The organism is Arthrobacter sp. Y3221114, assembly GCF_059092625.1.
In genome coordinates this window covers 504,952-528,360 of sequence record NZ_JBNHHW010000004.1, presented here as the reverse complement: position 1 = coordinate 528,360, position 23,409 = coordinate 504,952, and the positions used below count along the sequence as shown (strand labels likewise).

Here is a 23,409-nt window from a genome sequence, read left to right as displayed (position 1 = left end):
GTTTGGCTGGCCCGGCCCCGGTACCGGTACCCTTAACTACCGTGACCCGCGATAATTCCCCCACCCCACATCCCGCAGCCGAGGCTGCCGACGCCTCCGAGCAGATGCATGTGCGCATGGCCAAGCGCGCCAAACTTTTGGAGCGCGGCGTCGAGGCCTACCCGGTGGGCGTGGACCGGACCCACACGCTGGCCGAGGTGCGCGAAAAGTACGGCCACCTCGAGGCAGACGAGACCACCGGCGACGTCGTTGGAGTGTCCGGGCGCGTGGTCTTCATCCGCAACACCGGCAAGCTCTGCTTCGCGACCCTGCAGGAAGGCAGCGGGGTACGCCTGCAGGCGATGTTGAGCCTGGCGAACATCGGCGAGGAAGCGCTCGCCGACTGGAAGGCGCTGGTGGACCTGGGCGACCATGTGTTCATCCGCGGCGAAGTCATCAGCTCCAAGCGCGGTGAACTGTCGGTGATGGCCGATACCTGGCAGATGGCCTCCAAGGCGCTGCGTCCGCTGCCCGTGCTGCATGCCGGCCTCAATGAAGAAACCCGTGTGCGGCAGCGCTACGTGGACCTCATGGTGCGCGACGAAGCACGCCGGATGGTTTACACCCGTGCTGCCGTCATCCGCTCCATCCGGGAGACCCTCCACTCCCACGGCTACGTGGAAGTGGAGACCCCCATGCTGCAACTGGTCCACGGAGGCGCGACGGCCCGTCCCTTCGAGACACACCTGAATGCCTTCGACCAGGACATGACCCTGCGCATTGCCACGGAGCTTTACCTCAAGCGCGCGGTGGTCGGCGGCATTGACCGGGTCTTCGAGATCGGCCGGATATTCCGCAATGAAGGCGTCGACTCCACTCACAGCCCCGAATTCACCACGCTGGAAAGCTACGAGGCGTATGCCGACCAGTTCGTCATGGGCGAGCGCATGAAGGAAATGATCCTGAATGTGGCCGACACCATAGGCACCCGGGTGATTGAAACCCCGCAGGGCACCATCGACCTGAACGGGGAATGGCGCTGGCTGGGTGTCTATCCCGGCTTGTCCGAAGCGGTGGGACGGGAAATCACCCCGCAGACCGGCGGCGAGGTGCTGCGCGAAATAGCCGAACAGCATGGCGTGAAGATCGACCCGAAGTGGGATACCCAGAAGACCGTCGTCGAGCTGTTCGGCGAAATCGTCGAGCCGACGCTGCTGCAGCCGACCTTCGTTTACGATTACCCGCCGGCCGCGCAGCCGCTCGCACGCAACCACCGGGACAATCCTGAGTTGATCGAGGCGTGGGACCTGATTATCGGCGGAATGGAACGGGGTACCGCATTCTCGGAGCTGATTGATCCGGTGATTCAGCGCGAACGCCTGACCGAGCAGTCGCGAATGGCAGCGGCGGGAGACGAGGAAGCGATGCAGTTGGACGAAGACTTCCTGCGTGCCCTCGAATACGGCGCGCCGCCGATGGGCGGAATCGGACTCGGCATTGACCGATTGGTGATGCTTTTCACCCAGGTGGGAATCCGCGAAACGATTCTGTTCCCGCTGCTGAAGCCGGAGCTGGGCTGAGCATGGAATATCTGTGGGTACTTGCACCGTCGCTCGGTGTCGGGCTTTTGTTCTATTTCGTGATGAAAGCCATATTCAACGCCGACCGGAAAGAACGCGAAGCGTTGGCGGAGGCCGAGCGTGAAGCCGAAAGGCGCGCGTCCGAAGGCGGCGAAGAATAAGGGCAGGCCCCGGACAATCATCAATTGTCCGGGGTTTTTCCTTTAATCACATTCCCGCGCCAGGTGCAGTGATTTCCACCATGGTCTAATCCGATATGTATCATGCCGGATTGCGGGCCGACCGAATCAGGCTGTATTGCCTTCAAATGGAGTGTAGGACATAATAAGTATGGTTCGGATTATACCGGACAAATTGATACACCCACCCAAAGGAGCCTTCTGTGGCGCAAGAAGTAAAAATCATTCTGGTTGATGATCTGGATGGTGGCTCGGCCGAGGAAACGGTCCGGTTCAGCCTTGATTCCAGCAGCTACGAAATTGATCTTTCTTCATCGCATGCCGAGGCGCTTCGCGACGCGCTCAAGCCGTACATTTCTGCCGGCCGGAAGATTCCTGCCCGGGGCTCCAAAGCCTCCAAGCCGTCCGGCGGCGCACGCAACCAGGACGCCTCGGCGATCCGCGCGTGGGCACGGGAGAACGGTTACAACGTTAGCGATCGCGGACGTGTGCAATCTGAAATCATCGAGGCCTACAAGGCCGCCCACGGGGGATAACGGGCGGCCCGTTCCACACGGGCAGATCGATCGGCGGGGCGGACAGGCAACTGTCCGCCCCGTTTGCCGTCCTGTGGGGGGCATTACCCCTAGGGCGAACAGGCCGCACAACGGCCATCCGGGCACGTAGCATCAAAGTACGCAGTAGCTAGGAGTGTGCGAGATGTTTGAGAGATTTACCGACCGTGCCCGTCGCGTTGTCGTGCTGGCTCAAGAAGAAGCCCGCATGCTCAACCACAACTACATCGGCACCGAACACATCCTCCTCGGATTGATCCACGAGGGTGAGGGCGTTGCCGCCAAAGCACTGGAGTTCCTCGGCGTCTCGCTGAATGGCGTTCGTGAGCAGGTCCAGGAGATCATCGGCCAGGGCCAGCAGGCTCCGAGCGGCCACATTCCGTTCACGCCGCGCGCCAAGAAGGTGTTGGAGCTGTCGCTGCGCGAGGCACTCCAGCTTGGCCACAACTACATCGGTACCGAGCACATCCTGCTGGGCCTGATCCGCGAAGGCGAAGGCGTGGCCACCCAGGTGCTCGTCAAGCTCGGCGCCGACCTCAACCGCGTGCGCCAGCAGGTCATCCAGCTGCTCTCCGGCTACCAGGGCAAGGAGCCGGTCACCGCCGGCCAGCAGCAGGAGGGCACTCCTGCCGGATCGGTGGTGCTGGACCAGTTCGGCCGGAACCTCACACAGGCTGCGCGTGAATCCAAGCTCGACCCGGTGATCGGGCGCGAGCACGAGATGGAACGCGTCATGCAGGTCCTCTCCCGCCGCACCAAGAACAACCCGGTGTTGATCGGCGAGCCCGGCGTCGGCAAGACCGCCGTCGTGGAGGGCCTGGCCCAGGCAATTGTCCGTGGCGACGTGCCGGAGACCATCAAGGACAAGCAGCTCTACACGCTGGACCTGGGATCCCTGGTGGCCGGTTCACGCTACCGCGGTGACTTCGAGGAGCGGCTGAAGAAGGTCCTGAAGGAAATCCGGACCCGTGGCGACATCATCCTGTTCATCGACGAGATCCACACCCTGGTGGGTGCGGGTGCCGCCGAGGGCGCGATCGACGCAGCCTCCATCCTGAAGCCGATGCTGGCACGTGGCGAACTTCAGACCATCGGTGCCACCACCCTGGACGAGTACCGCAAGCACATCGAGAAGGACGCCGCGCTGGAGCGACGGTTCCAGCCGATCCAGGTGGAAGAGCCGTCCGTGGAGCACGCCGTGCTGATCCTCAAGGGACTGCGGGACCGCTACGAGGCGCACCACCGTGTGTCCATCACCGACGGTGCCCTGGATGCCGCCGCGCACCTGGCCCACCGGTACATCTCCGACCGCTTCCTCCCGGACAAGGCAATCGACCTGATCGACGAGGCCGGGGCACGGCTGCGCATCCGCCGGATGACCGCACCGCCGGAGCTCAAGGACATCGACGAGCGCATTGCCGAGCTGAAGAAGCAAAAGGAATCGGCCATCGATGCCCAGGACTTCGAAGGTGCTGCCACGCTGCGGGACCAGGAAGGCAGGCTGCAGGACGAGCGGGCCGAGAAGGAACGCGCCTGGAAGTCCGGCGACCTGGACGAGATTGCCGAGGTGGACGAAGACCTGGTGGCAGAAGTGCTGGCCAACTCCACCGGCATTCCCGTGTTCAAGCTGACCGAGGAAGAGTCCAGCCGCCTTATACACATGGAGGCCGAGCTGCACAAGCGCGTGATCGGCCAGGACGAGGCGATCAAGGCCATCTCGCAGGCGATCCGCCGTACCCGTGCCGGCCTGAAGGACCCCAACCGTCCCTCCGGCTCGTTCATCTTCGCCGGCCCCACCGGCGTCGGCAAGACCGAGCTCGCCAAGGCCCTGGCGGAATTCCTCTTCGGCGAGGAAGACGCGCTGATCACCCTGGATATGTCCGAGTACTCGGAGAAGCACACGGTCTCGCGCCTGTTCGGTGCCCCTCCGGGTTACGTGGGCTACGAGGAAGGCGGGCAGCTGACCGAAAAGGTCCGCCGCCGCCCGTTCTCCGTGGTGCTCTTCGACGAGGTGGAGAAGGCACACGCCGACCTGTTCAACTCGCTGCTGCAGATCCTCGAGGACGGCCGCCTGACGGACAGCCAGGGTCGCGTCGTGGACTTCAAGAACACGGTGATCATCATGACCACCAACCTTGGCACGCGCGACATCTCCAAGGGCGTCATGACCGGTTTCCAGTCCGGCACGGATACCAAGACCGGGTACGAGCGGATGCGGGCCCGGGTCCAGGATGAGCTCAAGCAGCACTTCCGGCCCGAGTTCCTCAACCGCGTTGACGACACCGTGGTCTTCCCGCAGCTGAGCGAGGAGGAGATCGTCCAGATCGTGGATCTGTTTGTCGAGCGCCTGCGGAAGCGGCTCGCCGAAAAGAACCTCAAGATCGACCTGACCGACGCGGCCAAGGTGCTGCTGGCCACCCGCGGCTACGATCCCACGATGGGTGCCCGGCCGCTGCGCCGGACCATCCAGCGGGAGATCGAGGACCAGCTCTCCGAGAAGATCCTCTTCGGCGAGTTCCACCCGGGCGAGACCATCCACGTGGATGTCGAGGGCGAAGACGACGCGGCGACGTTCGTCTTCAGCAGCACCGGAGCACCCAAGGCAATCGAGGGAGTCCCGGACACCCCGGCACTGTCCCAGTAGCTTGCACTGCACTGCGCAGGGAGAACCCCGGCTTCGGCCGGGGTTCTCCCGTTTAACCGCACACGGCCGCCTCGCGTAGCAAAGCCGCGAATTGCGCCCGTCTCCTGTGATCGGGAACACAAGTAGTGTTTACTGAATCCATGCGTTCTGAAGCAGTCACTTCCGAAATGCGGCCGGAGCTGCCCACCCAGCAGGCCGCCGCCACCCCGTTCCACGACCTGGACCGCTTTATCGCGATGCCGCGGCTGGGGTCCCTGGCTCTCAGCCCGGACGGCAACCGGCTGGTCACCTGCGTCAGCGTGCTGAACCCTGCCTCCACCGAATACGTTTCCGCCCTCTGGGAGGTCGATCCGCGCGGTGAGCGCCCGGCGCGCCGGATTACCCGCAGCTCCAAGGGCGAGTCCGGGGCGGCTTTTGCGCGCAACGGCGACCTCTACTTCACGTCCGCCCGGCCCGATCCCGAGGACTCGGCTGAGGAACCGGTCCCGGCCCTGTGGCGCTTGCCGGCCGCCGGAGGCGAAGGCCGCATGGTTCTGTCCCGCCCCGGCGGAGTCGCAGCGGTGCGCTGCGCGCGGGACGCTGACACCGTGGTGGTCGACGCCCAGGTCCTGGGCGGGGCCGCCGACGAAGAGGACGACGCGAACCGCCGCGCCGCCCGGAAAGACAAGAAAGTCTCGGCGATCCTGCATTCCGGGTACCCGGTGCGCTTCTGGGACCACGATCTGGGGCCGGGGCAAAAACGGCACTTCGTGCTCGAGGGCAACGCGGAGGAGGCAGCCCGAACCTTCACCGTGGACGACGAGCCGAAAGGCCGGCTGCGCAACATCACCGGCTGGGCGGGAACCGCCTTGCTGGAAACCGCCGCCGAGCTGAGCCCGGACGGCGCCACCCTGGTGGTCAATGTCCGCCGGCCGCTGGCGCGGGGCGACGCCCGGAGCGTGCTCGCCGCCGTCGACACAGCCACCGGCGGGCAGCGGATCCTGCTGGAGAGCCCGGACACCGACTACGCGCCGGGCCCGGTCAGCCCCGACAACCGCACCGTGGTGGTGGCCTGCGAGTCCGTCTCCGGGCCCGGGACCATTCCGTCCGTCACGCTGGGACTGCTCCCGCTGGCCGGCGGTGAGTTGCGTCCGCTGGCTGCCGACTGGGACCGCTGGCCCAGCCCCGCAGCCTGGCTGCCCGACGGGTCGGCGCTGTTGGTCACCGCCGATGACGGCGGCCGCACCCCGGTGTTCAGCATCGAGGTCGCGACGGGTGCCGTGCGCCAGGTGACGCACGACGACGCGGCCTACACCGACGTCGTGGTCAGCCCGGACGGGCAGTTCGCCTACGCCCTGCGCAGCTCCTACCTGTTTCCGCCCGAGCCGGTGCGCATCGACGTGTCCTCCGGCGAGGCCACTGTCCTGCCCTCGCCCGCGCCCCGCCCGGAGCTGGGCGGGAGGCTGGAAGAGATCACGACGACGGTGGGCGCCGGGGGCGCGCACATCCCGGTGCGTGCCTGGCTGGCCCTGCCCGGTGACGCATCCGCGCAGAAGCCGGCCCCGCTGGTGCTGTGGGTGCACGGCGGCCCGCTCGGCTCGTGGAATGCGTGGAGCTGGCGCTGGTGCCCCTGGCTGCTGGTGGCGCAGGGTTACGCGGTCCTGCTGCCGGACCCGGCCCTGTCCACCGGCTACGGGGACGACTTCATCCGGCGGGGCTGGGGGCAGTGGGGCCGGGCACCCTATGAGGACCTGATGGCCATCACCGACGCCGCCGTGCAGCGGGAGGACATCGACGGGACGCGGACGGCCGCCATGGGCGGTTCCTTCGGCGGCTACATGGCCAACTGGATCGCCGGGCACACCGACCGTTTCCGGGCCATCGTGACCCACGCCAGCCTCTGGGCGCTGGACCAGTTCGGGCCGACGACGGATGTTTCCCCCTACTGGGAGCGGGAGATGACGCCGGAGATGGCGCTGGAAAACTCCCCGCACCTGCACGTGCAGAACATCAACACACCCATGCTGGTGGTGCACGGCGACAAGGACTACCGGGTGCCGATCGGCGAGGGGCTGCGGCTCTGGTACGAACTGTTGTCGCGCTCGCAGCTGGCCGCCGGAGCGGACGGGAAGACCCCGCACCGGTTCCTGTACTTCCCGGACGAGAACCACTGGGTGCTCTCACCGCAGCATGCCCGGATCTGGTATTCGGTGGTCTGCAACTTCCTCGCCCGGCACGTGCTGGACCAGGAGAGCGAACTGCCGGCCGAGCTGGGGCTTTAGACTGACTGGGTGACCGACGCCTTCAGTATCCGCCCCGCCCGCACCTCCGATGTCGTCCAGATTCGCCGGCTGGTCAAGCCGTTGGCCGACAAACGGGTGCTGCTGGAGAAGGAGGCGGTGGCGTACTTCGAAGGCATCCAGGAGTTCCGGGTCGCGGAGACGCCGGCTGGTGAAATCGTGGGCTGCGGCGCCGTGCACGTCATGTGGGAGGACATCGCCGAGGTGCGCACGCTGGCCACTGCAGTGCACTGGCGCGGCAGGGGAGTGGGCCGGGCCCTGCTCGACGAGCTGATAGCCGCTGCCAAGGACCTGGGCGTCAGCCGCGTGTTCTGCCTCACCTTCGAGGTGGACTTCTTCACCCGGCACGGTTTCGAGGTGATGGCCGACCAGTCGGTGGTGGACCCGGAGGTGTATTCCGAATTGCTGCGTTCCACGGACGAAGGCGTGGCAGAGTTCCTCGACCTGGCCCGGGTCAAGCCCAATACCTTGGGCAACACCCGGATGATCCGCAAACTTTGATCAGCAGTCCGTCGACACGTTCCGCTCCTGCCGCCTAGGGTTGGAGGCGTTGGCGAGAAAACAGCCGGCCCCCGCGCCGGCGCGACGGTTAGGATGACCATGGGTGTGGAAGAAATCCTCGGCGGCGACAACGCAGAGCAGCAGGACGGCTCCGCCAAACTGCAGGGAGACAAGCTGGACGGCCTCAAGGACAAGGCTGGCGACGTCGTCGACCAGCAGGAGCAGCACAGCGACGGCGGGGACGAGTAGGCGGGAACAAGCAGCAGCCGCGCAGTTGCGACGGCGCCCGCGGGACCGGCCGGAACCGGTTTCCTATCCGGGCAGGGCGATGCCGCTGCCCGCGGTGACGGCCAAGCCGTCCGCGATCAGCCCGTCCAGGGCGCGGCCCAACTGTTCGTCGCCGGCAGGCAGCGCGCGCAGTGCCGCGAGCGGCGTCCGGTAGGCCGCAGGCAGATCGGCCAGTTCGACGCTGCCGAGCAGGACCTCGCGCGGAACCGAGTCCTCGGCCTCGCGCAACACGGCCATCATGGCGCCGCGCACCTGCCGGTCGGTGCCCGCCCAGGCCTGCCCTTTGGGCACGTAGTGGGCCTCGGGCCGGCCGGCCTTGACCCAGGCGCAGCGATCCACCACCGGGCAGGCATCGCACCGCGGCGATCTCGCCGTACAGATAAGCGCGCCGAGTTCCATGACGCCGGCATTCCACTCCTTGACGCCGTGGACCGGCATCAGCTCCTGCGCCGTGCGCATTTCGGCGGCATTCAGCGACGGCGCCGGCAGCGCGGATCCGGTAACCAGCCGGGCATGCACGCGGCGGATATTGGTGTCCACTACCGTTTCCGGCAGCCCGAAGGCGAAGGAAGCGACGGCGGCTGCGGTGTAGGTTCCGACGCCGGGGAGCTGCAGCAGGCTGGCATGGTCATCCGGCACGCGGCCGCCGTGCCGGTCCACGATGGCAGCAGCTGCGGCATGCAGGCGCAGCGCACGGCGTGGATACCCCAGCCTGCCCCAGGCCCGGACCGCTTCCCCGGCCGGATCGGCGGCGAGGTCGGCCGGGCGCGGCCAGCGGCGCATCCACTGCTCCCAGACGGGCAGCACCCGGACCACGGGGGTCTGCTGCAGCATGAATTCGCTGACGAGGATGCCCCAAGGGCTGCAGTCCGGGCGGCGCCAGGGCAGGTCCCGCGCGCTGGACGCGAACCAGGTCCGGATACGCGAATGCAGCAGTTCGGCGTCAGCCGGTGCGGTGGAAGATGCCGGTGCGGCGGCGGGGCGGGGCATGGAACTCCTACGATGTGACCAACCAATACTGTACTGCCCGGCGTGGTGGTGACGGCGCGGGCCGGTGCTGTCTTTAGCCTTAAGGCATGGCAGGCAACGGCACATCCGGCACCCGCGGGCGGGCTCCCGTCCGGCGGCCCAGCCCCGCCGTTTACCGCCGCCGCCGTTTGGTGGTGCTGGCCCTGGCCGTGATCGTGCTGGCGGCCCTGCTGGCGGCCGGGATGTGGGTCGCCGGCCTGCTGGGCCGGGGAGAGCCGGAAGCAGCGGCAGAGGCACCGGGACCGGCGGCCGCCAGCCCCGCACCCGCCAGCCCCGCATCCCCGGGCACGGCAGGCTGCGAGGACTCCGACGTCGTCGTTCGGGCCGAAACGGACGCCGCGGCCTACGGGAGCGGGGAGAACCCCACCCTGATCCTGGAGGTGGCCAACGAGGGCAAGGTGCCGTGCGAAGTCAACGTCGGCACTGACGCCATGGAATTCCTGGTCACCAGCGGAGAGGACCGGATCTTCTCCTCGAAAGACTGCCAGGTGGACCCCGAGCCGCTGATGATGACGCTTGAGCCGGGCAAGGCCGAACAGGCGCGTTTCGTCTGGGAACGGAACCGGACGGCCCCGGGGTGCACCCCGGTGGAAGCCAACCCGCAGCCGGGCACCTACGTCCTGGTCACGAAGCTGGACAAGAAATCCAGCGACAAGACCGTGTTCGAACTGCGCTAGCGCGCGCCGGGAAAATCAGAGGAACCGGTCCAGGAGGCTGGTCTCGGCGATGCGGGAGAGGCCTTCACGGATCACGCGGGCCCGCTGTTCGCCGATGCCGTCCACGGCCATCAGGTCATCGATGTTGGCCGCCATCAGCGACTGGAGGCCGCCGAAGTGATCGACCAACCGGTCCGCTACCGCCCGCGGCACCGATTTGACTGCGGCCAGCAGCCGGTAACCGCGCGGCTGAACCACGGCGTCGAGGGAATCCTGCCCCACCTGGATGCCGATCACGCTGGCGACGCGGCCCAAGTCGATCAAATCGTTCGAGGTGAAACCGCGCAGCGTCTGGAGGGCGGCGTCGACGTCGATGCCACCCTTGATGTCCGCGTAGTCGCGCAGGATCATCTCGCTGTCCGGACCGAGCCCGGAGGTCAGTTCGTCCAGCTGGAGCGAGAGCAGGCGCCCGTCCACGCCGAGTTCCAGTACGTACTGGGAGATTTCGTCGGAGATGCGGCGGACCATTTCCTGCCGCTGCAGGGTCACCGCTACGTCCCGCACGGTGACCATGGCTTCGATTTCCAGCGCGGACAAGGAGCTGGTGACCTGGTCCAGCCGGGCGCGGTAGCGCTCCAGCGTCGCCAGCGCCTGGTTGGCGCGGGCGAGCACCGGTTCGGAGCCCTCCAGCACGTGTCGGATGCCTTCCACATACAACGCGATGATCTGCATCGACTGGCTGACCGAAATGACCGGCAGCCCGGTCTGGATGGCGACCCGTTCGGCGGTGCGGTGGCGGGTGCCGGACTCCTGTGTGGGAATCGACGGGTCCGGGACCAGCTGCACGGCAGCCTTGACGATGTTCGCGGCGTCCTTGTCGCAGACGATGGCACCGTCCATCTTCGCCAGTTCGCGCAGCCGGGTGGGGGAGAAATCAATCCCGATATCGAAGCCGCCGCTGCTGATGTTTTCCACCTGCTGGTCGTATCCGAGCACGATGAGGGCGCCGGTGCGCCCGCGGAGAATCCGTTCCAACCCGTCGCGCAGCTGGGTTCCCGGAGCTACACGGGCCAGGGTCGCCTTAAGGGCGTCCTCGGGGCTCTTGACCATGGGGGAGTTTCCTTAGGGCCGGCGGGCATGGGGACGAGGCCGTCGTCCGGACGGCCCCAGGCTCCATGATAAGGCCGGACCAGGGCTATTCCCCTCCGGGCGCTTAGCGGAACAGCGTGGACAGCGCTTCGGAGACGGTATGTACTTCCTTGACGGTGAAGCCAGCCGGCACCTGGCCTGCGCCGTCGGGAGAAGCCGGCACGATCGCGTGCGTGAACCCGAGCCGTTCGGCCTCTTGGATTCGCCGCCCGATTCCCGGCACCGGCCGCACTTCGCCGGCCAGGCCCACTTCACCGAAGGCGATTAACTGCGCCGGGAGCGGCTGATTGGTTTTGGCCGAGGCGATGGCCAGCACGGTGGCCAGATCCGTGGCGGGTTCGCTGAGCCGGACCCCGCCCACCGTCGCCACGTAGCTGTCGTCCTTGTGCAGCGACATCGAGGCGCGGCGCTGCAGCACGGCCATCATCATCGCCACACGCGAAGAATCCAGCCCGCTCGTGGCACGTCGCGGCTGCGCGTTGGAGGTCTCGGCCAGCAACGCCTGCACCTCGGCCACCAGCGGCCGCCGGCCCTCCAGCGTCACGGTGATGCAGGTGCCGGAGACCGGGTCCTTGGTCCGGGACACGAACAGGCCGCTCGGGTCGGTCAGTCCTTCGATGCCGCCCTCGGTCAGGTCGAAGCAACCCACCTCGTCGGTCGGACCGTAGCGGTTCTTGACCGCTCGCACCAGCCGCAGGCGCGAATGTCGGTCGCCGTCGAACTGGCAAACCACGTCCACGAGATGCTCCAGCAGGCGCGGCCCGGCGATCGAGCCGTCCTTGGTCACGTGCCCCACCAGGATGGTGGTCATGCCCTTGCGCTTGGCGGCGTTGATCAGCGAGGCCGCGACCTCACGCACCTGCGTCACCCCGCCGGCGGCGCCCTCCACCGCGCTGCTGCTGAGCGTCTGGACCGAGTCGACGATCAGCAGCGCCGGCTCCAGCTGCTCCACATGCCCCAGCGCTATGCCGAGGTCTGTCTCGGCGGTCAGGTAAAGGTTGTCCGCCACCGCGGAAATCCGCTCGGCCCGCAACTTCACCTGGGCCGCCGACTCTTCGCCGGTGACGTACAACACGTCGCGGTCCAGCCGGGCCACCCGCGCGGCAACATCCAGCAGCAGGGTGGACTTGCCGATGCCCGGCTCGCCGGCCAGCAGGATGACCGCGCCCGGGACCAGCCCGCCGCCGAGCACCCGGTCGAGTTCGCCCACACCGGTGGCCCGGAACGCCGCGGTGGTGGCATCGACGTCGGCGATTCGTTCCGCGGGCCGGGAGACGGCGGCCGCGGCCGTGGTGCGCGCCACCACCTGGGTGGCCTCTTCAACCGTTCCCCACGCCTGGCACTCGCCGCACCGGCCCACCCACTTAGCCGTGCTCCAGCCGCACTCGGCGCAGCGGTAGGCAGGGGCTTTGGACCGGGTCTTGGTGCTCATGGACCCACAGTAACCGGGGCGGCGGACAATCAGAGTCTGGGAAGGTAGGACGTGGCGTCGTCCCGGCTGAGCCCGGCGGCCTTGAGCAGGTCAACCATGAGCGGCCGGAAGACCAGGATCAGGCCCTCGCCCTCCATGGTGACAACGCCGAGGGTCTTCGGGTGCAGCCGCGTGGCAATCTCGGCCAAATCGTTTCGGGCTCCGGAGAGCCGGCGTTCGCGGGCGCCCGGGTCCCGGTCGGAAAGCCCGGCAGCGAGAATCTCGACGGCGTCGGCGGTCTCCTGAAGCACCTCGGAAAAGCATGCGATGGCCTCATCGGACATGGCTGCATGGTTGATCACGGACGTCAGGCGCCGAGAGAAGACCCGGCTGTTGCGCATGGCCAAATCCGCCATTTCCGCAGCATCCTGCAGGTCCCCCACTTCGTCCCGGTGGCGCCGGTGGGCCGGTGAGATCCGGGCGACTTCGCGGGCCGAGCTGAAGCTGCCGCGGACGTCGTCGATCAGGTTTTGGCTGGCCCGCGCCCGGACCAGGGCGTGCCAGGCCTTGGTGGAGTCGCTGTGGGCGAGGGCAACGGAACACTCGCGCAGTACGGAGGCGAGCTCATCCAGCAGCGTCTGCAGCTTGGAACGCGGTTCGGAGCGCGGATCGCCGGGAATCAACATGGTCACGATCATCGCGAAGGAGCCGCCGATGACGGCGTCGAGGCTGCGGGTGAACGGCCCCCCGTCCGGGGCGGGCAGCAGCACCACCAGCACGGACTGCAGCGCCATCTGGGTGGTGAAGATGGTGCCGCTGTCCAGGAACCTGGCCAAGAGGATGGAAACCAGCAGCACCAGGGCCGCCTGCCAGATGCCCGGCCCGAGGAAGTGCAGCAGCAGATCGCCCACCGCTATGCCCAGCGTGCAGCCGATGGCGACTTCGAGCACTTTGCGCACCCGGGGTCCGTTGGAGAAGCCGAGCGCAATGATGGCCGAGGTGGCGGCGAACAGCGGGCCTTCGTGGCCCAGGACCTGCTCGGCCACCGCATAAGCGGCTACCGCGCAGAAGGTGATCCGCACCGCTGGCATGACCGAAGACTTGCTGCGGCTGAAGCCGGCCCGCCCGCGTTTGCGCAGGAACGACCGGGCCTGTGCCAACCGGGTGCCTGCGCTCATACTCCCAGTCTAGGCGGGGCCAGTCCGGCCCCCCGGCACGGCGGCGGTCCATAGTATGAGTGCGCTCACAAAGGCAAGACCCTCACGCGGCCGGTTAGCGAATTGTCCGGTCTTGTTCACCTTGCGTTCACTTTCACCGTGCACATTCTTTACGTGGCGCCCATAGCCTCGAAGGAGCACGACGCCAGGGCGGAAATACGTCCGGTCGTCCTGATCCGTTCTCACCCTGAAAGGGACCATACACGTGAAGGCACATCGCATTGGCCGCGCGGCCGCCGTCCTCTCCGTTGCAACGCTGGCGCTGACCGCCTGTGGCTCCGACAACGCCACCGGCAGCCAGGCCGCTGCCGGCAGCACCGAGACGGCAGCAACCGTCTCGGGCACGCTCTCCGGCGCGGGCGCTTCCTCGCAGGATTCCGCCATGCAGGCCTGGATTGCCGGCTTCGGCGCGCAGAACCCCGAGGCCAGCGTGCAGTACTCGCCGGACGGCTCGGGTGCCGGCCGCGACGCCTTCCTGGCCGGCGGCGTACAGTTCGCCGGCTCGGACGCCTACATGGACGAGGAAGAATGGGAGCAGGCCAAGGAGGTCTGCGGCCCCGACGGCGCCATGCACATCCCCGGCTACGTCTCCCCGATCGCCGTTGCCTTCAACCTTGAAGGCGTGGACAACATCAACATGGACGCCGAGACCATCGCCAAGGTCTTCCGCGGTGAAATCGCCAAGTGGAACGACGAAGCCATCGCTTCGCAGAACGAGGGCGTGGAGCTGCCCGACACCCCCATCACCGTGGTCCACCGCTCCGACGAGTCCGGCACCACCGAGAACTTCGTGGAGTACCTGGCTGCCGCAGCCGGCGACGTCTGGACCGATGAAGTCTCCGGCGAGTGGCCGGCCAAGCTCCAGGCCGAGAACGCACAGGGTACCTCCGGTGTGGTTTCCGCCACCACCGCGACCAACGGGGCCATCACCTACGCCGACGCTTCGGCCGTCGGTGGTCTGGGCACCGTGAAGGTCAAGGTCGGCGAGGAATACGTCGAACTGAGCCCGGAGGCCGCTTCCAAGGCCGTGGAGGCTGCCACCCCGGTTGAGGGCCGCGGCGACGTGGACATGTCTTTGGACCTCGAGCGCGACACCACCGAATCCGGCGCCTACCCGATCGTGCTGGTTTCCTACCACATCTACTGCTCGACATATGCTGATCAGAACACCGTGGACCTGGTGAAGGCCTTCGGCAACTACGTGATCAGCGAAGAAGGACAGCAGGCCGCGCAGGACTCGGCCGGCAACGCGCCGATCTCCGAGACCCTGCGCGAGCAGGCCAAGACGGCTATCGACTCCATCTCGGTGAAGTCGTAGCCCTCACGAAGTCCGGTTGGCCCCGCGCCGTCGCAGTTTGACGCGCGGGGCGCAGCCGTGTTCCGGCCGGGGTGAGATTGCCCCGACGGAACGAAGCCGCAAGACTGGCAGAACAGCTAGACGAAGTACAGAACCCGAAGGGTTATGAAGTGTCCCAAACATTGACCGAGACCGGCCCGGGCCGCGCCGGCGACAAGGTCTTTTCCGGCCTCGCGCTTGCCGCGGGGTGCCTGATCCTCTTCGTGCTGTTCTGCGTGGCGGCGTTCCTGCTGTGGCAGGCCCTGCCGACGTTCGGGGCAGACCCCGCCGAAATTTCCGGCGGAAACGGCTTCTGGGGCTACATCTGGCCCATCGTCATCGGTACGCTGATCGCCGCGGCGATTGCCCTGCTGCTGGCGACCCCGGTGGGCGTGGGCGTCGCGCTCTTCATCTCCCACTACGCACCGCGGCGGCTCTCCCAGGGCCTCGGCTATGTGGTGGACCTCCTGGCCGCCATCCCCTCGGTGGTTTACGGAGCCTGGGGCATGACGGTGCTGGCACCCGCGCTGGTCGGTCCCTACACCTGGCTGGCGGAAAACGCCGGCTGGATCCCGATCTTCGAAGGCCCCGCCAGCCAGACCGGCAAGACCATGCTGACGGCCGGAATCGTGCTGTCCGTGATGATTTTGCCGATCATCACATCGCTCAGCCGCGAGATCTTCCTGCAGGCCCCCAAGCTCCATGAGGAAGCGGCCCTGGCCATGGGGGCCACCCGGTGGGAAATGATCAAGATGGCTGTCTTCCCGTTCGCCCGGCCCGGAATTGTCAGCGCGGTGATGCTGGGCCTGGGACGCGCGCTCGGTGAGACGATGGCGGTGGCCATGGTGCTCTCCGGCGGCGGGCTCATCGCCAGCCTGATCAAGTCGGGCAACCAGACGATCGCCGCCGAGATTGCCCTGAACTTCCCAGAGGCGTACGGGCTCCGGTTGTCCGAACTGATCGCCGCCGGCCTGGTGCTGTTCGTCATTACCCTGGCCGTGAACATGATCGCCCGCTGGATCATCAGCCGGCACAAGGAATTCTCGGGAGCCAACTGATGTCCAAACTGCTCACTGAAACCCCCGCCCCGGCCAAGCGCAATACGCTCACCAAGAACCAGATGCCCGGCTGGGCCATCTGGGCCGTTGCCGGCGGCTCGCTCATCCTGGGCGCCGCACTCTCGTCGCTGATCGGTTTCGGCGTGGTCTCCTGGGCCTTGTTCTCAGCGGTGATCTTCGTGATTGCCGGCTACGTGGTGACGCTCTCGGTGGAGGGGGCGCGCAAAGCCAAGGACCGGTTTGCGACCAACCTGGTCTTCGCGGCATTCATCATCGCGGTCGTGCCGCTGATCTCGGTGATCTGGACCGTGCTGCAGAACGGCGTCGCCGGGCTGAACTACAACCTGGTCTTCACGTCGATGAACGGCATGACCGGCATGATCGACAACGAGACGACCGCCAACGGCACCGACGTGCTCGGCGGCGCCTACCACGGCATCGTCGGCACCCTGCTGATCACCCTCTGGGCCACCATCATTTCGGTGCCGATCGGCCTGCTCACAGCGGTCTATCTGGTCGAATACAGCAAGGGCGGCCCGCTCTCGCGCGGAATCACCTTCTTCGTGGACGTCATGACCGGCATCCCGTCGATCGTGGCGGGCCTGTTCGCTGCCGCGCTGTTCGGGCTGATTTTCGGCCCGAGCACCCGCACCGGCTTCGTGGCCGCCGTCGCCCTCTCCGTGCTGATGATCCCGGTGGTGGTCCGCTCCACCGAGGAAATGCTCAAGATCGTCCCGAATGAGCTCCGCGAAGCGTCCTACGCGCTGGGCGTGCGCAAATGGCGCACCATCCTGAAGGTAGTGGTGCCGACGGCGATTTCCGGCATCGCCTCCGGCGTCACCTTGGCCATCGCCCGCATCATCGGCGAGACAGCCCCGCTTTTGGTCACCGCGGGCTTCGTGAACAGCATCAACTGGAACGTGTTCGGCGGCTGGATGACCACCCTGCCCACGTTTATTTACCGGCAGCTGATGAACCCGACCTCGCCCACCAACGTGGACCCCAGCGTGCAGCGTGCCTGGGCCGCTGCGCTGATCCTGATCGTCTTCGTGATGCTGCTGAACCTGATTGCCCGGCTGATCGCCCGCATCTTCGCCCCCAAGACCGGCCGCTGAGCCAGAACCAAAGAGAAGGAACCCCCATGTCCAAACGCATTGACGTCAAGGACCTGAACGTCTACTACGGCAACTTCCGGGCGGTGGAAGGCGTCAACATCAACATCGACGCCAAGTCCGTGACAGCTTTCATCGGCCCCTCCGGCTGCGGCAAGTCCACCTTCCTGCGCACGCTCAACCGGATGCACGAAGTGCTGCCCGGCGCCCGGGTGGAGGGCGAAGTCCTGCTCGACGGGGACAACCTCTACGGCCAGGGCGTGGACCCGGTGACCGTGCGCAGCCAGATCGGCATGGTCTTCCAGCGCCCCAACCCGTTCCCCACCATGTCCATCCGCGACAACGTGCTGGCCGGGGTCAAGCTGAACGACAAGCGCATTTCCAAGTCGGACGCGGACGCGCTGGTGGAGAAGTCGCTGACCGGTGCCAACCTGTGGAACGAGGTCAAGGACCGGCTGAACAAGCCCGGCTCCGGCCTCTCCGGCGGCCAGCAGCAGCGCCTGTGCATCGCCCGCGCCATCGCGGTGTCCCCGCAGGTGATCCTGATGGACGAGCCCTGCTCGGCGCTGGACCCCATCTCCACGCTGGCCATCGAGGACCTGATCGAGGAACTCAAGACGGAGTACACCGTGGTCATCGTGACCCACAACATGCAGCAGGCGGCGCGCGTGTCGGACAAGACGGCGTTCTTCAACATCGCCGGCACCGGCAAGCCGGGCAAGCTGATCGAATACGGCGATACCCCGACCATCTTCAGCAACCCCACGCAGAAGGCCACGGAAGACTACGTCTCCGGCCGCTTCGGGTAACCCGTCCCGCAGCCAGGACGACGGCGGTGCCACCCCCTGCGGGCGGGAGGCATCGCCGTCGGTGTTTAAGAAGGCCGCCGGCCCGGGCTAGAGCATCGGATCCAGGGCCAGCAGCAAGATGGCCCCGACGAGCGAGGTTGCCAGCAGGGTCAGCACCCAGGTGGCCAGCACGCGGCTGGCCACCCGCCAGCGCACCGCGTGCATCCGCTGCGTGGACCCGGCGCCCAGGATGGCCGCCGTCATGGTGTGCGTGCTGGAGAGCGGCATGTGCAGCCCGATGGCCCCGACGAACAGCATGGCGGAGCTGACGCCTTGCGCGGTGGCGCCGTGCAGGGGATCAATCCGCACCAGCCGCGACCCGAGCGTGTGCGAGATCCGCCAGCCGCCGAAGAGCGCGCCCACGGCCAGCAGAACCGCCGCGAACAGCTGCACCCACAGCGGCATCCGGTCGCCGGAGGCATAGCCGGCCGCGGCCAGTCCCAGCAGCACCACGGCCATGGTGCGCTGCCCGTCCTGCAGGCCGTGGCCCAGCGAGAAGGTACCGGCAAAGACCGCCTGGGCCAGCCTGGTGGTCCGGCCGACCTCGCGCGGTGTCCGGTACCGGGCCAGCCACGTCAGCGGGACGATCGCCAGGTAGGAGAGCACGAACGCCACCAAGGGTGAGAGCAACAGCGGCAGGATCAGCTGGCCCCAGATCGGGTTTTCCGTGGCGCTGATGTTCTCGCCGCCCAACAGGGTGGACGCCGCCCCCGCCCCGATCAGGCCGCCGAGCAGCGCATGCGTGGACGACGACGGCATCCGCTGCCACCACGTGAACACTCCCCAGGCGCAGGCGCTCAGCAGCCCGGCCAACAGGATGCCCAGCCCGGAGCGGCCTTCGGGGAGGCCGATCCATCCGGTACTGATCACCAGGGCCAGGGTGCTGGAGATCAGCGCACCGGCCAGGTTGCAGACGGACGCGAGCACGACGGCGACACCCGGGGTGAGCGCGCGGGTGCGCACCGAGGTGGCCACGGCGTTGGAGACATCATGGAAGCCGTTGATGAAGGCAAAACAGCCGGCGAAAGCGACCACCAGCACCAAGAGGAACAGCTCCACCTACGATTCCTTGACCAGGATCTGGCCTACGTGGTGGGAAGCCTGGCGCAGTGTCTTGGTGGCGGCTATCAGCTGGTCGGCCACGTCGCGGTGCCGGGCGAGCGTGGCGCCCTTGTGTTCCGACAAAAGCTCCGAGACCCACACCCGGTGGGTGCGTTCGGCCCGTTTGGCCAGCCGGACCATCTCGATGCAGTACTCGTCGAGGTCCTCCAGAGAGTTCAGCCGCGGCATGGCGTCCCGGGTCATCTCCGACATCCGCCCGATGACCTCCAGCTGCTCAGAGGCCCGGGCAGACAGGCGCTTGACCCGGTTGAGCGCGATCAGTTCCGCGGCGCCGTCGAGGTGTTCAAAGGTGTGCACCAAATGCAGCGAAAGCTGGAACATGTCCTCGCGGGGGAGCGGATTGACGAAGCTGGTACGCAGCGTGGTCAGCAGCGCGAAGCGCAGCCGGGAGACGTTGGCGTCGCGGTCGTGCAGTTCTTCGGAGAGCTTGTCGTAGTCGTCCGCAGGCGCCCCGAGAATCTCCGAGAGGGTCTTGACTCCCGCCATCAGCTCGGCTGCTGTCTGGGCGAGCAGTTCGAGGCTCTTGGTGTCCTGGGGGAAGAGGCTTAGCTTCATGTCACCGGCGGTTTTCTCACTGGTCCGTACGGCGGAAGGGAAGCATCCGCCGTGCCTAGATTAGCGCCTCTTCGCGAACAAAAATTAATGGTGCCGAACTGGGAGCGCCTCTCGGCGGAAGGCCGCTCGAGGCGGCTAAGAGTTGGAGCCCGGGGCTGCCACAGTTCGACACCACCTTCAGTTTTCTACGCCTCACAGCGGATGTCAACAGCCCCGAGAAACCGTGGAAAAACGTGTCAGCAGAAGATATCTGTGGTACACGCGCGCGTCGTTCCGGGCGGGGCCTCTCCGGACGATCCTGCTGGTCCCGCGGCAACGCTGCGGGCGCCAGGGCGACGGCGGTCGGGCCGTCGGCGGTAGGGCCCGAGATGCCGCACCGGCACCAGTTGAGCCGCCGCGCCGCCAGCGACGGCGGTCAGGCCGTGAGGTGCCAGCGACGGCAGCTAGTCGAGCTCGCCGCGCCGCCAGGCGACCGCGGCCGCTTCCAGATCCTCTGCGGTCTTCACGAGCCGGTGCGAATTGAGCGTCAGCTTGGTGGCATGGTTCTCGTTGGCGGACTCGGCAGAGTCGGCGTGATGGGTCTGGCCCAGCGCGACGATCCGGCAAAAGGCCGCCGACCGGTCAAGGGCCACGTCGAAATCACCATCGAAGGCACCGGAGAGGATAGTGTCGGCCATGGTGCGGACCTCGTCGGCGCCGGGCGGTTCAGCCACGCCGGCGATGACCTTGGACACTTCTGCCGATGCCGTCCCGGCCTTGAAATAGGCTGCCAGCTTGTCCGGGTGGGCTTGGGCCGCGGCGCGCAGGGCGTAGAGCCGCCAGAGCGCGCCGGGCAGGGAGCGGGCAGGACTTTCGGACCACATTTCGGCAATGGCCTCGAGCCCCTGTTGATCTGCCAGCTTGACCAGCCTCTCGGTCACTTCGGGATCATCGGAGCCGCGCCCGCGGTGCACCAAGGCCTGGGCCGCGAGGTGGGCGGCCTCGGAGACACGTGCCGGGTCGGCGCCGCCGGCGAAGTCCTCAAAATCCAACGGGGCAAAAGGCTTCGGCTTATGCGGCCGGGGGACATTGTTTCCGTTGTTCGGGCTCATGCCTCGACCTTACTCCCGCCTCCAACGCCGGTACAGAGAGGTGTCGCCGCCCGACCTCGGGACGTTCCGGGGGAGCCAGCAAGGCGGACACGCGCGGTGGATTCGGGTGCGCGGTGGTGGGTGCGATAAACTGGGAACCGGCCAAATCCGACCTCGCCTGGGTTCTACCTGGAGCAGAGCGGACCGGCTGGCGGGCCTTTAGCTCAGTTGGTAGAGCATCGGACTTTTAATCCGCGGGTCGCGGGTTCGATCCCCGCAGGGCCCACCGCGAAAGCGGCTTCGACTGGTTGGTTGCCGGTCGGAGCCGCTTTTTTCATGGCGTCCCGGCTTACGGGCTCCAGGCTGACTCAGCGGCCCACGGTCACGCAAACCTGTCCACGTTCAGGCCAATCTGTCCATGTCTTGGCTATCCACAAGCGCCTGACCTGCGCTTATACCTACAGGCGCTCCAAAACATGGACAACGGCACGACGGGGCTTCTTCCCCGGCGCCTCAATGCCCGCAGCCTGCTCGAATGACCGGGTCGGGGGCCTCCAGTCGGTGCGCCGAGGGCCTCCGGGGCTTCCCGCACGGCGTGGAGCTAGCCCGGCCGCGGTCTCGTGCCGAGGCGCGGATAACGGCCTTCTGCGCGCTTCTGGGCGGCTGGTGCCACAGTTTTGGCCGGCCGTCACATGGCAAATGTCACGAAATGGTAACGATGAGAACGCGCCCGGGCACCGCCGTCGTTGTTCCGCCGAAGGGCAACTGGCACAAGGGATGCGGCGGAAGGGGGCCGGGGCGGCATGCGCGGTGAAAACGTTGCAATTCTTGTCAAGTCGAGAAAAGTCAGGTTGATAACGGCTCTGATCTCGTTACGTTTGAGGGGATGGTTGAAGAACTAGCAGAAACCCAGACCAGACCGAGGATCGAAGCAAGCTTCCGTAAACCAACCCTGAACGACGGGCAGTCCCTGTGGCGCATGGCCAAGGATTCCCAGGTCTTGGACCTGAACTCGTCCTACTCCTACCTGCTGTGGACCCGCGACTTCGCCGAGACGTCGATCATCGCCACAGTGGACGGCGAGCCGGCCGGTTTCATCACCGGTTACATGCGCCCCGATGAACCAGGCACTTTGATGGTGTGGCAGGTGGCCGTGGACCGGCGATTCCGCGGCCGCAGGCTCGCGGCGGACATGCTTGACCGCCTGGCCGGACAAGTCCTGGCCGAGCGGGTGGAAACCACCATCACAGCGGACAATGAGGCCTCCGTCCGGCTGTTCGCCGGCTTCGCGTCGCGCCGCGAGGCGCCAATGGAACGCGAACCACTCTTCACCGAAGAGCTCTACCCGGACGGGCACGACACCGAGTACCTGTTCCGGATCGGCCCGCTCAATTAATCCTGCCGGCATCCGCCGCCGGCCAAGCACGACCTCCACCAACGCACATCCGCATGAATCGACCTGCGGCTGCTGCGGCGCTGCCCCCAACCCGGGCCGCCCGCTGCCGCACTGAGCAAGGAAGCGTATTCCATGACTGACATTTTCGAGACCCTTGAGTCCGAGGTCCGCGGCTACTGCCGCAGCTGGCCCGCCGTGTTCACCCACGGCGAGGGCAGCACCCTGACCGCCGAGGACGGGACCACCTACCTGGATTTCTTCGCCGGCGCCGGTGCGCTCAACTACGGCCACAACAACCCGAAGCTGCTGCAGCCGCTGCTGGAGTATCTGGCCAGCGGCGCCGTCGTGCACTCGCTGGACATGAAGACCCCCGCCAAGCGCACGTTCCTGGAAACCTTCCAGGAGGTCATCCTCGAGCCTCGAAACCTCGACTACAAGGTCATGTTTCCCGGCCCCACCGGCACCAACACGGTTGAGGCCGCACTGAAGCTGGCCCGCAAGGTGACGGGCCGGCAGCACATCCTCTCCTTCACCAACGCGTTCCACGGCATGACGCTGGGTTCGCTGTCGGTGACCGGAAACTCGATGAAGCGCCAGGGCGCGGGCATTCCGCTGACCAACAGCTCCAAGATCCCCTACGACGACTACTTCTCCGGCGAAACCACCGATTTCCTGTGGCTGGAGCGGGTGCTCGAAGACAGCGGCTCAGGCGTGGACAAGCCGGCGGCCATCATCGTGGAGACTGTGCAGGGCGAAGGCGGCCTCAATGCCGCCCGGGCCGGCTGGCTGCGCGGCCTGGCCGACCTTTGCAAGAAGCACGGAATCCTGCTGATCGTCGACGATGTGCAGGCCGGCTGCGGCCGCACCGGAACGTTTTTCAGCTTTGAGGAAGCCGGCATCACCCCGGACATCGTCTGCCTCTCCAAGTCCATCTCCGGCTACGGCCTGCCGATGGCGCTGACGCTGTTCCGTCCCGAGCTGGACGTCTGGGGCGCCGGCGAGCACAACGGCACCTTCCGCGGGCACAACCCGGCATTCGTGACGGCCACGGCGGCGCTGGAGACCTACTGGCGGACCGGCGAGTTCCAGAAACAAATCCAGGCCCGGGCCGTGCAGCTGCACGAGGGCCTGGAGCGGATCGCCGGCCTCGTGGAGGGCGCCAGCGTGCGCGGCCGCGGCCTGCTGGCCGGGGTCAAATTCCCGGATGACGAGACCGCCGGGAAGATTGCCGCGGTGGCCTACGAAAACGGCCTGCTGGTGGAAACGTCCGGCCCGGAGGGCGAAGTGGTGAAGCTGATGCCGGCCCTGACCATCAGCGCAGCCGAACTGGACCGCGGCCTGGACATCCTGGTCGACGCGACCCGCGCGGTGACCGCTGTGCCGGAGCTGGTCGGAGCCCTCTAGGGCGCCGGCCGCACCCAGGCGCCCGCAGCACCGTGTGGCCAA

Annotated in this window: 21 protein-coding genes and 1 tRNA gene; 15 read left to right on the top strand and 7 right to left on the bottom strand. The window is 66.8% G+C overall.

Features of this window, described 5'->3' with window-relative positions; all coding sequences use genetic code 11:
• The first annotated feature begins 41 nt into the window (after nucleotides 1–41).
• From lysS to AC5RV3_RS12015, 7 genes are all read left to right on the top strand, one after another.
• Entirely contained in the window at nucleotides 42–1,559 is a 1,518-nt protein-coding gene (gene lysS, locus AC5RV3_RS12045) for a lysine--tRNA ligase (RefSeq protein WP_494122321.1), read from the top strand.
• A gap of 2 nt (nucleotides 1,560–1,561) precedes the next feature.
• Entirely contained in the window at nucleotides 1,562–1,720 is a 159-nt protein-coding gene (locus AC5RV3_RS12040; protein WP_494111001.1) for a hypothetical protein, read from the top strand.
• 221 nt (nucleotides 1,721–1,941) lie between these two features.
• On the top strand, nucleotides 1,942–2,274 hold the full coding sequence (locus AC5RV3_RS12035) for a histone-like nucleoid-structuring protein Lsr2 (RefSeq protein ID WP_494111002.1): 333 nt from the start codon (nucleotides 1,942–1,944) through the stop codon (nucleotides 2,272–2,274).
• Nucleotides 2,275–2,437: 163 nt separating this feature from the next.
• Nucleotides 2,438–4,936 carry an ATP-dependent Clp protease ATP-binding subunit gene (locus AC5RV3_RS12030; protein ID WP_494122320.1) on the top strand — a complete coding sequence of 833 codons (2,499 nt, stop codon included), beginning with the start codon at nucleotides 2,438–2,440 and terminating at the stop codon, nucleotides 4,934–4,936.
• A gap of 167 nt (nucleotides 4,937–5,103) precedes the next feature.
• On the top strand, nucleotides 5,104–7,197 hold the full coding sequence (locus AC5RV3_RS12025) for a S9 family peptidase (protein ID WP_494122350.1): 2,094 nt from the start codon (nucleotides 5,104–5,106) through the stop codon (nucleotides 7,195–7,197).
• A 9-nt stretch (nucleotides 7,198–7,206) separates the two neighbouring features.
• Nucleotides 7,207–7,716: an amino-acid N-acetyltransferase gene (locus tag AC5RV3_RS12020; RefSeq protein ID WP_494122319.1), complete on the top strand. Its 510-nt coding sequence runs from the start codon at nucleotides 7,207–7,209 to the stop codon at nucleotides 7,714–7,716.
• A gap of 99 nt (nucleotides 7,717–7,815) precedes the next feature.
• Nucleotides 7,816–7,965 (top strand): hypothetical protein, encoded by a 150-nt coding sequence (locus tag AC5RV3_RS12015; protein WP_494111004.1) that lies wholly within the window; start codon nucleotides 7,816–7,818, stop codon nucleotides 7,963–7,965.
• Nucleotides 7,966–8,028: 63 nt separating this feature from the next.
• Here the strand turns inward: AC5RV3_RS12015 and AC5RV3_RS12010 are convergent, their stop codons facing one another.
• Entirely contained in the window at nucleotides 8,029–8,994 is a 966-nt protein-coding gene (locus AC5RV3_RS12010; protein WP_494122318.1) for an HhH-GPD family protein, read from the bottom strand.
• 86 nt (nucleotides 8,995–9,080) lie between these two features.
• Here AC5RV3_RS12010 and AC5RV3_RS12005 point away from each other — a divergent pair, with 86 nt between their 5' ends.
• A complete protein-coding gene (locus tag AC5RV3_RS12005; RefSeq protein WP_494122317.1) occupies nucleotides 9,081–9,710 on the top strand; it encodes a hypothetical protein in 630 nt (209 codons plus the stop codon).
• A 15-nt stretch (nucleotides 9,711–9,725) separates the two neighbouring features.
• Here AC5RV3_RS12005 and disA read toward each other — a convergent pair whose 3' ends face one another.
• The 3 genes from disA to AC5RV3_RS11990 form a co-directional block, all read right to left on the bottom strand.
• Nucleotides 9,726–10,799 carry a DNA integrity scanning diadenylate cyclase DisA gene (gene disA, locus AC5RV3_RS12000; RefSeq protein ID WP_494111007.1) on the bottom strand — a complete coding sequence of 358 codons (1,074 nt, stop codon included), beginning with the start codon at nucleotides 10,797–10,799 and terminating at the stop codon, nucleotides 9,726–9,728.
• Nucleotides 10,800–10,902: 103 nt separating this feature from the next.
• On the bottom strand, nucleotides 10,903–12,270 hold the full coding sequence (gene radA, locus AC5RV3_RS11995; RefSeq protein WP_493988479.1) for a DNA repair protein RadA: 1,368 nt from the start codon (nucleotides 12,268–12,270) through the stop codon (nucleotides 10,903–10,905).
• A gap of 29 nt (nucleotides 12,271–12,299) precedes the next feature.
• Entirely contained in the window at nucleotides 12,300–13,427 is a 1,128-nt protein-coding gene (locus AC5RV3_RS11990; RefSeq protein ID WP_494122316.1) for an FUSC family protein, read from the bottom strand.
• Nucleotides 13,428–13,671: 244 nt separating this feature from the next.
• Between AC5RV3_RS11990 and pstS the strand changes: the two genes are divergently transcribed.
• The 4 genes from pstS (at nucleotide 13,672) to pstB (ending at nucleotide 17,781) form a co-directional block, all read left to right on the top strand.
• Nucleotides 13,672–14,784, top strand: coding sequence for a phosphate ABC transporter substrate-binding protein PstS (gene pstS / locus AC5RV3_RS11985; RefSeq protein ID WP_494122315.1), 1,113 nt, complete (start codon nucleotides 13,672–13,674; stop codon nucleotides 14,782–14,784).
• 149 nt (nucleotides 14,785–14,933) lie between these two features.
• Nucleotides 14,934–15,860, top strand: a complete 927-nt coding sequence (pstC, locus tag AC5RV3_RS11980; RefSeq protein WP_494122314.1) for a phosphate ABC transporter permease subunit PstC — start codon at nucleotides 14,934–14,936, stop codon at nucleotides 15,858–15,860.
• Nucleotides 15,860–16,975 (top strand): phosphate ABC transporter permease PstA, encoded by a 1,116-nt coding sequence (gene pstA / locus AC5RV3_RS11975; RefSeq protein WP_494122313.1) that lies wholly within the window; start codon nucleotides 15,860–15,862, stop codon nucleotides 16,973–16,975. Before pstC ends, pstA begins: the two co-directional genes overlap by 1 nt.
• A 26-nt stretch (nucleotides 16,976–17,001) precedes the next feature.
• Nucleotides 17,002–17,781, top strand: coding sequence for a phosphate ABC transporter ATP-binding protein PstB (pstB, locus tag AC5RV3_RS11970; RefSeq protein WP_494111012.1), 780 nt, complete (start codon nucleotides 17,002–17,004; stop codon nucleotides 17,779–17,781).
• A gap of 87 nt (nucleotides 17,782–17,868) precedes the next feature.
• Here the strand turns inward: pstB and AC5RV3_RS11965 are convergent, their stop codons facing one another.
• The 3 genes from AC5RV3_RS11965 to AC5RV3_RS11955 form a co-directional block, all read right to left on the bottom strand.
• Entirely contained in the window at nucleotides 17,869–18,879 is a 1,011-nt protein-coding gene (locus AC5RV3_RS11965) for an inorganic phosphate transporter (RefSeq protein ID WP_494111013.1), read from the bottom strand.
• Nucleotides 18,880–19,497, bottom strand: a complete 618-nt coding sequence (locus AC5RV3_RS11960; protein ID WP_494111014.1) for a nuclease PIN — start codon at nucleotides 19,495–19,497, stop codon at nucleotides 18,880–18,882.
• Between the two features lie 443 nt (nucleotides 19,498–19,940).
• Complete coding sequence (locus AC5RV3_RS11955) at nucleotides 19,941–20,588, bottom strand: hypothetical protein (RefSeq protein ID WP_494122312.1); 648 nt, start codon at nucleotides 20,586–20,588, stop codon at nucleotides 19,941–19,943.
• Nucleotides 20,589–20,780: 192 nt separating this feature from the next.
• On the opposite strand from AC5RV3_RS11955, the gene AC5RV3_RS11950 reads away from it, so the two are divergent.
• The 3 genes from AC5RV3_RS11950 to ectB all read left to right on the top strand — a co-directional run bounded on the left by AC5RV3_RS11950 (nucleotide 20,781) and on the right by ectB (nucleotide 23,367).
• Nucleotides 20,781–20,853: transfer RNA gene (locus AC5RV3_RS11950), tRNA-Lys, on the top strand.
• Nucleotides 20,854–21,453: 600 nt separating this feature from the next.
• Nucleotides 21,454–21,963 carry a diaminobutyrate acetyltransferase gene (gene ectA, locus AC5RV3_RS11945; RefSeq protein ID WP_494122311.1) on the top strand — a complete coding sequence of 170 codons (510 nt, stop codon included), beginning with the start codon at nucleotides 21,454–21,456 and terminating at the stop codon, nucleotides 21,961–21,963.
• A gap of 132 nt (nucleotides 21,964–22,095) precedes the next feature.
• Nucleotides 22,096–23,367, top strand: coding sequence for a diaminobutyrate--2-oxoglutarate transaminase (gene ectB / locus AC5RV3_RS11940; protein ID WP_494122310.1), 1,272 nt, complete (start codon nucleotides 22,096–22,098; stop codon nucleotides 23,365–23,367).
• The last annotated feature ends 42 nt before the right edge of the window (nucleotides 23,368–23,409 follow it).

What these genes read in the sequence shown, in the direction of transcription:
- AC5RV3_RS12040 (WP_494111001.1), top strand. Translation starts at nt 1,562, where the DNA reads ATGGAATATCTGTGGGTACTTGCACCGTCGCTCGGTGTCGGGCTTTTG.
- AC5RV3_RS12030 (WP_494122320.1), top strand. Translation starts at nt 2,438, where the DNA reads ATGTTTGAGAGATTTACCGACCGTGCCCGTCGCGTTGTCGTGCTGGCT.
- AC5RV3_RS12025 (WP_494122350.1), top strand. Translation starts at nt 5,104, where the DNA reads ATGCGGCCGGAGCTGCCCACCCAGCAGGCCGCCGCCACCCCGTTCCAC.
- AC5RV3_RS12015 (WP_494111004.1), top strand. Translation starts at nt 7,816, where the DNA reads ATGGGTGTGGAAGAAATCCTCGGCGGCGACAACGCAGAGCAGCAGGAC.
- AC5RV3_RS12010 (WP_494122318.1), bottom strand. Translation starts at nt 8,994, where the DNA reads ATGCCCCGCCCCGCCGCCGCACCGGCATCTTCCACCGCACCGGCTGAC.
- AC5RV3_RS12005 (WP_494122317.1), top strand. Translation starts at nt 9,081, where the DNA reads ATGGCAGGCAACGGCACATCCGGCACCCGCGGGCGGGCTCCCGTCCGG.
- disA (WP_494111007.1), bottom strand. Translation starts at nt 10,799, where the DNA reads ATGGTCAAGAGCCCCGAGGACGCCCTTAAGGCGACCCTGGCCCGTGTA.
- radA (WP_493988479.1), bottom strand. Translation starts at nt 12,270, where the DNA reads ATGAGCACCAAGACCCGGTCCAAAGCCCCTGCCTACCGCTGCGCCGAG.
- AC5RV3_RS11990 (WP_494122316.1), bottom strand. Translation starts at nt 13,427, where the DNA reads ATGAGCGCAGGCACCCGGTTGGCACAGGCCCGGTCGTTCCTGCGCAAA.
- pstA (WP_494122313.1), top strand. Translation starts at nt 15,860, where the DNA reads ATGTCCAAACTGCTCACTGAAACCCCCGCCCCGGCCAAGCGCAATACG.
- pstB (WP_494111012.1), top strand. Translation starts at nt 17,002, where the DNA reads ATGTCCAAACGCATTGACGTCAAGGACCTGAACGTCTACTACGGCAAC.
- AC5RV3_RS11960 (WP_494111014.1), bottom strand. Translation starts at nt 19,497, where the DNA reads ATGAAGCTAAGCCTCTTCCCCCAGGACACCAAGAGCCTCGAACTGCTC.
- AC5RV3_RS11955 (WP_494122312.1), bottom strand. Translation starts at nt 20,588, where the DNA reads ATGAGCCCGAACAACGGAAACAATGTCCCCCGGCCGCATAAGCCGAAG.
- ectA (WP_494122311.1), top strand. Translation starts at nt 21,454, where the DNA reads ATGGTTGAAGAACTAGCAGAAACCCAGACCAGACCGAGGATCGAAGCA.
- ectB (WP_494122310.1), top strand. Translation starts at nt 22,096, where the DNA reads ATGACTGACATTTTCGAGACCCTTGAGTCCGAGGTCCGCGGCTACTGC.